This window comes from Pedobacter sp. (assembly GCF_035566355.1).
Taxonomy (GTDB): domain Bacteria; phylum Bacteroidota; class Bacteroidia; order Sphingobacteriales; family Sphingobacteriaceae; genus Pedobacter.
Genome location: NZ_DATMRL010000286.1, coordinates 1 through 8,093, shown reverse-complemented (window position 1 = coordinate 8,093; position 8,093 = coordinate 1). Strand labels below are relative to the sequence as shown.

Genomic DNA, 8,093 nt, shown 5'->3' with positions numbered 1-8,093 from the left:
CATATAAAGCCATTGGCTATCCATTTTTGCCCGCTTTATATATACTGTTGGGCGTAGCATTTTGTGTTTTATTGATCATATATAAACCTGGCTTTACCTGGCCGGGATTGTTTATTGCCTTAATCGGGGTGCCGTTGTTTTATATCAATGAATTTTTAAAAAAGCGGGATCCTGTTCTTGAAAGGAATGATGAATAATAAGCCTATATTCGCAGGAAATTATATCTAACGTTTCTATGAAATTAACGCTAAAAACAATACTATTCGTGTTTTCCATGACTACACTTTCCCTTTTTTCGTGCAGTAAAGGAAGTAATCCAGTTATTGACAAAAAAGAAACTGTTGTAACAGATGAAAAGATCTATGTAAAGGTAACTGTTGAAAATGGTGAGTTGATCAGTATATCGTCCATCTCTAATGGAAGTAGTGAAGCACAATCAGAGAGCTTGTCTGATAAAAAGTCCTTCACTAAGGAATACAAGTCTGTAAGTGTGGTTAACGCAAGTGCTAAAGGCATTGATGCGAATTCTGTACTGAGGGTTAAAATTCTAAAAGGAGACAAGGTTTTGAAAGAGGCTATGTCGGCAGGCGCGGATATGTCTGTTGCGATGATGTATTTTTAAAATTGCAATCATCTGATGCTTTATCAGATCGTTACTACAGTGGCTGAGCAAAGAATAACTGAAAAAAATTCATTTTATTTGAAGGCAGGGCGAGTTTAGTCTCTGTCTTCAAATCTATATACAAGGTTTGAGCTACTTTGGATTCTACATACGGCCATAAGGGTAAACCAGGGCCATTTGGATCACCTTTATTCACAAAATTCACCCAATAGGAGGACATCATTTCGGATATCTGCCTATCTGCCGGAGTCCAGGGCCGCATGAGCTTGTTCAAGTTGTTAAACACATAAGGAATTTCAGAGGAATGAAATGCACCATATTGCGGAAATTCGGGCCAGGGAATGGGATGGTTAAAATAATAGGTATAGGCATGTGCCATTTTCGAATAGCCAACAGCCCATAAGTAGGTTGAGGCCAAGCCAAAATCTCTTGCACTCTCAACCTGTGATGTACCGGCCTCTGAATCGGTATGGGCTGGATAGAAATGCTCAAAATCTTCATAAAGTACCCCGTAAATTTGGCGGTTCTGTTTTTGAAATTCTTCTGCAGGTATTTTACCATAGTTAGATTTAGCACTCCCTTCATCTGCATTTATGCCTGTAAGCACAGGCACTGGGTTCTGTTTGCCCTGTAGGTATATAACTGGAACGCTTTCTGGTAAAAACCATCCATCTATAATTGGCCGTAGTACACCAGGCAGCTTTTTGGTATAAGCCAATAACTCATCAGCAGACAAATCCCTTAATTGCTTTAAAGAAGATATACCTAAACTGTTGGTGAAATCAGAGCAGGCTTTTTCCGCTTGTGATAGAGTGAGCATTGGGGTTCGTGGCACTAAGTCTGAACCACTTTGTGCAATACCTCCACTCATCAAACCTTTGGTTAGTGGAGACGCTATGAGGTCATGTACACATCCTGCCCCTGCTGATTGGCCACAAACTGTAACTCGTTTTGGATCACCTCCAAATGAAGCTATATTTTTCTGTATCCATTTTAAGGCGGCCATTTGATCCATCAGACCATAATTTCCTGAGGAATGATGTACAGATTCTCTGCTAAGTTCGGGATGAGCAAAAAAGCCAAAAATGCCAAGACGGTAATTGATATCGATAACGATGATGCCTTTTCTTGCCAGATTTTCTCCGTTGGAGATGGCTGTAGAGCCTGAACCTTCAACATAACCACCCCCGTGTATATAAACCAAAACGGCTAAACTTTCTCCCTTTTGATGTTTTGGTGTCCAAATGTTCAGGTAGAGACAATCTTCACTAATCGGTTGATCATTGATAAATTCGGCAGTCCAGGGATTGCGCGCAGCTGTAGTTTGCATTGCACTGTTGCCATATTGATCGGCTGCCCTTATTCCTTGCCAGTGTTTTGGAGCCTGAGGTGCTTTCCATCTTAAATTTCCAATTGGGGGAGCAGCATATGGAATGCCTTTAAATGCTTGAATTTTTCCATCGGGAGAACTTGTTCCTGCAAGCAATCCTTCATTTACCTGCACTATTTCCGCAGGTGCCTGAGCAAAAGAATGGCAGGTTGAAAAAATAAGGATAGCGAGGATATACTTTTGAATTTTTCTGCTCATTTTAGCAAGATAGAAATAAAAGCAGAGAGGTCTGTTTTTTAGAACCTGTTTGCTACGATAATAAAGTAAGGGCAAGAAAATAAAATACCCGGAACGAAAATGTTGATCAGGAGAAAAATCTTAGTATTTGCAATCTCGGGTAAATTCTTTAATATTTGCCTTTCTGATTTAAGAATAAAAAATGCAAGAAGGTTTTGATGAGGAAGATATTAAGCTGCGCTGTTCAGGCGGCGACAGGAAAGCTTATGCACAGCTCTATACCTTTTATTTCAAACCACTTTACAGACATGTGTTTCTTTTTCTGAAATCCAGGGAAGCTAGTGAGGAGATTGTTCAGGATGTTTTTGTTAAGATCTGGGAAAACAGGAATATTCTCTCTGCTGTGCAAAATTTAAAACCTTATCTGTACCGTGTAACCAAGAACCTGCTTTTGGATCATCTGAGGAGATTACAAACAGAGAATAGAATCATTAAAATGGTTAGTCCTGAAACGGAACCTATAGAAGACAGTACATCCGACAGTATAGATCATAAAGACTATATCGCTTTATCTAAAGAGGCGATCAGTAATTTAACTGAAAAAAGAAGAGAAATCTTTTTAATGCGGACAGAACAGGATTTATCTCTGGATGAGATTGCAGATAAACTGTCTATTTCAAAATCTGTGGTCAAAAAGCAGTTGTATGCCTCAATTGCATTTATAAGAGAATATATGCATAAACACGGAGGCATATCTGCCGGTCTCTTGTTAGCCCTTTTAAAAGCCTTGTAATTTTTTTTCATTGAAGGGGGTCTTTTAAGATTCTCATTCGTCATAACACATATGGACCAGAAAAAAGTCTCTGATTTTATAAAGAAATTTGCTGTAAATGCACATACAGATTCCGAACATCGGGAGTTTATCTCGTGGCTGAATGTTGCATCACCTGCAGACATAGAGAAAACTATGGATTTGTACGCAGAATATGTAACCGAAGATCAAAGTACTGAATTACCTTCGCCTGCTTTTGTCAGGACACTGGAATGCAGGCTGGACAATACAGAGTTTATCCATAAAAAGTTAGGCAAACAGAAATGGAGCTGGATTGCAGCAGCAGCAGTACTTGTTATTATTGGAATAGTTGCTGTTTTCCAGTATTCAGGCAGTAAACAGGAAGACCAGATTTCCTTTGTAAAGGATCTTGCACCCGGTGGAAATAAAGCTATATTGACTTTAGGAGATGGCTCTGCAATACCTTTGTCGGCTTCGGGTAAAGGGCAGCTTGCCCTGGAGTCTGGTGTTGTTATTGAAAAAACAGAAGATGGTCAGATCATTTATAAAGTAAAATATCAGACTTTAAACGGGAATACAACTCAAAAAACAGTATATAATACTATTGCTACACCGAAAGGTGGTCAGTTTCAGGTGAGTTTACCTGATGGCACCAGAGTTTGGCTAAATGCGGCATCGTCTTTAAAATATCCGGTTCAATTTGTTGCTGAAGAAAGGAGAGTACAATTGACTGGAGAAGCTTATTTTGAGGTTGCCAGGAATAAGAAAAAACCTTTCATTGTTGAAAGTAAACAGCAATATGTGGAAGTACTGGGTACTCATTTTAATATCAATAGCTACGAAGAAGCGGCCGTGACTAAAACTACACTTTTTGAAGGAAGTGTGCGTGTTGCTGGTCTTTCTCCAACAGGGCGCAAAGCAGCCACACTTAAACCAGGTCAGCAATCGGTGCTTAACAATGATCATATTGAAATTACGGAGAATAATACCGATGCTGTGCTGGCATGGCAAAAAGGTTTATTTAGCTTTACAGATGCCGATCTTAAAACGATAATGAATGACTTTGCCCGCTGGTATAACGTGGAAGTTGTGTATGTAGGAAAACTACCTGATCAACATTTTACCGGGGAGATTTCAAGAAAAGTTAGTGCATCGGTCTTTTTGAAGATCCTGAGTAATTTCCATGTTAAATTCAATATGAATGGAGATGGAAAGAGCCTTGGCAAAGTAATTATATCCAGTCAATAAATAACCAACTTATAACCTTAACCAAACCAACATGAAAAAATATTTACGAAGGCAATAAAGCTATACGGCGTTCTTAAAACAAAAGCCGAAAAGTGGTTCGAAGCACTTTCCGGCAAAGTCTGAGTAAAACGCAAACCCAGCCGATCAGATCGGAGGGGCAAATAATTTCTCTTAACTATTTCAGTATACACTCAAACTCACGCAAATTAATGAAAATTACTGCGAATACCATAGCTATGTCCATGACACGGCGACTCCCAAAAATTTTGATGATGATGAAATTAGTCACATTCGTGTTTTTTATTGGCCTGATGCAAGCTACTGCGGCAGGATACGCTCAGAAAATTAACCTCTCTGAAAAAGATACTTCTTTGAAAACGGTCTTACTTGAGATTAAAAAACAAAGTGGCTATCTGTTTTTCTATAATGCAGAAGACTTGAACCAAAGAAAGATCAGCATCAATGTGAAAAATGCTTCCATTGAAGAAGCTTTAAAGGCGTGCCTTCAAGATCAGCCCTTTTCTTATCAGATCGTAGAAAATACAGTGGTTCTGACAAAGAAAGAAAAAACATTGATAGACAGACTTTCCGATTATTTCACTTCGATAGAGGTGTCAGGTCGGGTAACCGATGAGGAAGGGAGGCCTCTTTCTGGTGCAACAGTTAGTGTGGTGATCAGCGATGGTTCAAATGACCAGAAAACAGGCGACTTTAATCTGAATATTAAAGGCAGGACAACTGCTGCTGTAACGGATGCAGAAGGGGAATTCCACTTGAAAAACGTGGATGAAAAAGCTAAAATTCTGATTTCATATACTGGCTATAAAGTATATGTCGCGCCTGCGGCCAGAAACATGGGAACAATAAAGATGACCTTGAATGGAATTCTGCAGGAAGTGAATGTTACCTTTAATACAGGTTACCAATCTATTGCGAGGGAAAGAAGTGCGGGAGCCATTGCAAAACCTGATATGGATATATTAAAGAACCGCTCGGGATCTATGAACGTTATCCAAAGATTAGATGGACTGGTGCCGGGTTTGGTACTCAATAACTCTGCAAGTCCGACAGGGAATTTACAGTCCAATGGAAAGAGGGGAAGTTCGGTCTTGATCCGTGGCCTGACGACTATTAGTGATTTTACTAACAGAGATCCGCTTTATGTAGTGAACGGAATTCCGGTTACTGATATCAGTACCATAAACCCAAATGACGTGGAAGATATCACCATTCTTAAAGATGCGACATCAGCTTCTATCTGGGGCCCGAAAGCAGCTAATGGTGTAATCGTGGTGGTGACTAAAAAAGGAGGCAACAACCAAAAGCTCAAAATTAACTATGATGGCTTTATCAATTTTCAGGGTAAACCAGACCTTGCTTACCTGAATAAGCTGAACAGCAGCCAATATATTCAGGCAGCAAAAGAGATCTTTGACCCTGTAGTCAATCCATGGGCGAGCATAAGCGTTCCTACAATTGGCGGGACAGCCCCGGTTTCTCCGCATGAACAGATCTTATACAATCAAAGTCGCGGTTTAATTACACAGGCCCAGGCGGATCAGCAACTGAATGCTCTAGCAGGCCAGGACAATCTTCAGGAAATTAAAGATTTATGGTACCGTAATGCCGCGCTTATGAACCATAGCTTATCTATTTCCGGTGGTGGAGATAAATACAGCTTTTATGGATCGGGTGCGTATACAAATACAAAAAACAGTACGCCGGGTAATAAAAACGACAATTACGGACTCAATCTTCGTCAGGATTACAGGTTTAGCAACCGGATTAAAATGTTCCTGATTACAGATCTGGTCAACAATATAGTCAGTTCCCAGAATACGGTCAGTCCGGATGCCAGCTTTCTGCCTTATGCCATGTTCAAAAATTCAGATGGAAGTAATGCGGATATGTCTTGGTTGTACCGTACAGATGATATAAGAACCGCTTACGAAAATAAAAGTTTGGTCAGCCTCCGGTATAATCCTCTTGATGAAATCAATACCGGAACCAATAAAAGCAATCTGTTTAAAGCAGCAATTACTTCCGGTGTAACCGTAAACCTGTTAAAAGGCTTAAGGTACGAAGGGATTCTTGGATACAGCAGGACACAAAATAAAACGGTTAGATATTTATCACAAGACAATTATAGTGTACGTTCTGAACTCACTTCTTTTACCCTCCCTGCGGCAACTGCCGGAAGTCAGCCGACGTACTTGCTGCCAAATAACGGCGGACGCAATACCGTGACCAATCAGTTGAATAAAAACTGGACAGTAAGAAACCAGCTGGTATACGATAATGCCTGGAATGATAAGCAGCATCAGATCACTTTGCTGGCCGGACAGGAGGCTCAGGAGCAGTATGTGAATTTAAATGGCTCTGTGGTAAGGGGATATAATCCTCAATTACTGAGTTATGCAGCAATAGACTATAAAACTCTGGCAACGGGTGTATCTAAAACGGTGATGCCAAATGGAGCTGGAACCAGTATTTTGTCAACAGATTTTTATAATGAATCGGAAACCATTGCACGTACCAGCTCTTACTATGCAAACGGCGGTTATACCTATGCCGATAAATATACTGTAAATGCAGGTGTACGTATTGATCAGTCTAATTTATTTGGTAAAGACAAATCCGCACAAAATCGGCCTGTATGGAGCTCGGGTCTTGCATGGCAAGCGGGTAAAGAAGATTTTATCCAGCATGTGAACTGGATCGAAAAATTGGTACTGAGAGGCAGCTATGGCATTACAGGTAATTCACCCAATGCCGGTGTTGCAGCTTCTAAAGACATTTTTCTTTCTACAATGAATGTATTTTATCCCGGAGGTGTAGGCCTGACTTTGTCCAGCCCGGCCAATAGGGCTCTTACCTGGGAGACGACAAAGACCTTTAACCTCGGACTAGATTTTTCCTTACTTAAAAACAGGTTGAGTGGTACCTTAGACCTCTATCATAAGAAAACAGAGAACCTGATCGGAAATATGATTCTGAATCCATTTACCAGTTTTCCCAGCACTATTGGAAATGCAGGAGACATGACCAACCAGGGTATCGACATCAATTTAAGTTCTGTTAACCTTGTTCAGGGCGCCTTCAGATGGAATAGCATGTTAACCCTTAGTTTTAACAAGAATAAGATCACTCGTTTAAACCAAACTACACCGATCATCCTTGGCAGCGATAAAATCAATCAGGCTTATCTTGAAGGATATTCTGCTTTTTCAGTATTTGCATATACTTATGCGGGTCTGGATAATATGGGCGATCCTCAGATTAAGTTACATGATGGCATCATTACTAAAGCAAGAAATGCAGCGAAACCAGAAGATGTAAAATATATGGGCACTTTTCAGCCCAAATGGAGCGGTGGTTTGAGCAATATGTTTGGCTATAAGGATTTTTCCTTAAGTATCAATGCAATTTATAACCTGGGTTATGTAATGCGGAGGGATGTAAATGGTGTATTTGCCGGACGAGATAATACCTATGCCAATGCTGGTTTCAATGGGAATTTAAATGCTGAATTTGCAGATAGGTGGAAAAAATCCGGAGATGAAGCCAATACAAATATTCCTGCCTATATATCCAGCTCTACAGCAAGTCTTGCAAGAAGAGATGTAAGTTATTATACGATGGCCGACATCAATGTGCTTGATGCTTCTTATATCAAATTGAGAGATATCACGCTGTCCTATAACCTGCCAAAACTATTTTGTACGAAACTCAAAGCAGACGTGATCACGTTTAGGGCTCAAATTTCCAATGTGATGTTATGGAAAGCCAATCATAATGGAATAGATCCGGAATTTCAGAACGCACTTGGAGGCTCGGCGGTTGGGGGGCTAAGAACTGCTCCG

At 40.2% G+C, this 8,093-nt stretch carries 5 protein-coding genes and 1 pseudogene; 5 read left to right on the top strand and 1 reads right to left on the bottom strand.

Translation table 11 applies throughout. The features are described 5' to 3' along the window. Together VNZ46_RS11265 and VNZ46_RS11260 are read left to right on the top strand one after the other, a co-directional pair. Positions 1 to 197: pseudogene (locus VNZ46_RS11265) on the top strand (amino acid transporter); the annotation flags it as partial. A gap of 38 nt (positions 198 to 235) precedes the next feature. Beyond that, positions 236 to 622: a hypothetical protein gene (locus VNZ46_RS11260; RefSeq protein WP_325560256.1), complete on the top strand. Its 387-nt coding sequence runs from the start codon at positions 236 to 238 to the stop codon at positions 620 to 622. Positions 623 to 656: 34 nt separating this feature from the next. On the opposite strand, the gene VNZ46_RS11255 is transcribed toward VNZ46_RS11260, so the two are convergent. Continuing rightward, complete coding sequence (locus VNZ46_RS11255; protein WP_325560255.1) at positions 657 to 2,210, bottom strand: carboxylesterase/lipase family protein; 1,554 nt, start codon at positions 2,208 to 2,210, stop codon at positions 657 to 659. Positions 2,211 to 2,391: 181 nt separating this feature from the next. On the opposite strand from VNZ46_RS11255, the gene VNZ46_RS11250 reads away from it, so the two are divergent. From VNZ46_RS11250 to VNZ46_RS11240, 3 genes are all read left to right on the top strand, one after another. After that, a complete protein-coding gene (locus VNZ46_RS11250) occupies positions 2,392 to 2,982 on the top strand; it encodes an RNA polymerase sigma-70 factor (RefSeq protein ID WP_325560254.1) in 591 nt (196 codons plus the stop codon). Positions 2,983 to 3,033: 51 nt separating this feature from the next. Next, the gene (locus VNZ46_RS11245) at positions 3,034 to 4,230 is read left to right on the top strand and encodes a FecR family protein (RefSeq protein ID WP_325560253.1); all 1,197 of its coding nucleotides are present in this window, start codon (positions 3,034 to 3,036) and stop codon (positions 4,228 to 4,230) included. Between the two features lie 269 nt (positions 4,231 to 4,499). Then, positions 4,500 to 8,093: SusC/RagA family TonB-linked outer membrane protein (locus VNZ46_RS11240; RefSeq protein WP_325560252.1), on the top strand; the 3,594-nt coding region annotated here is incomplete at its 3' end.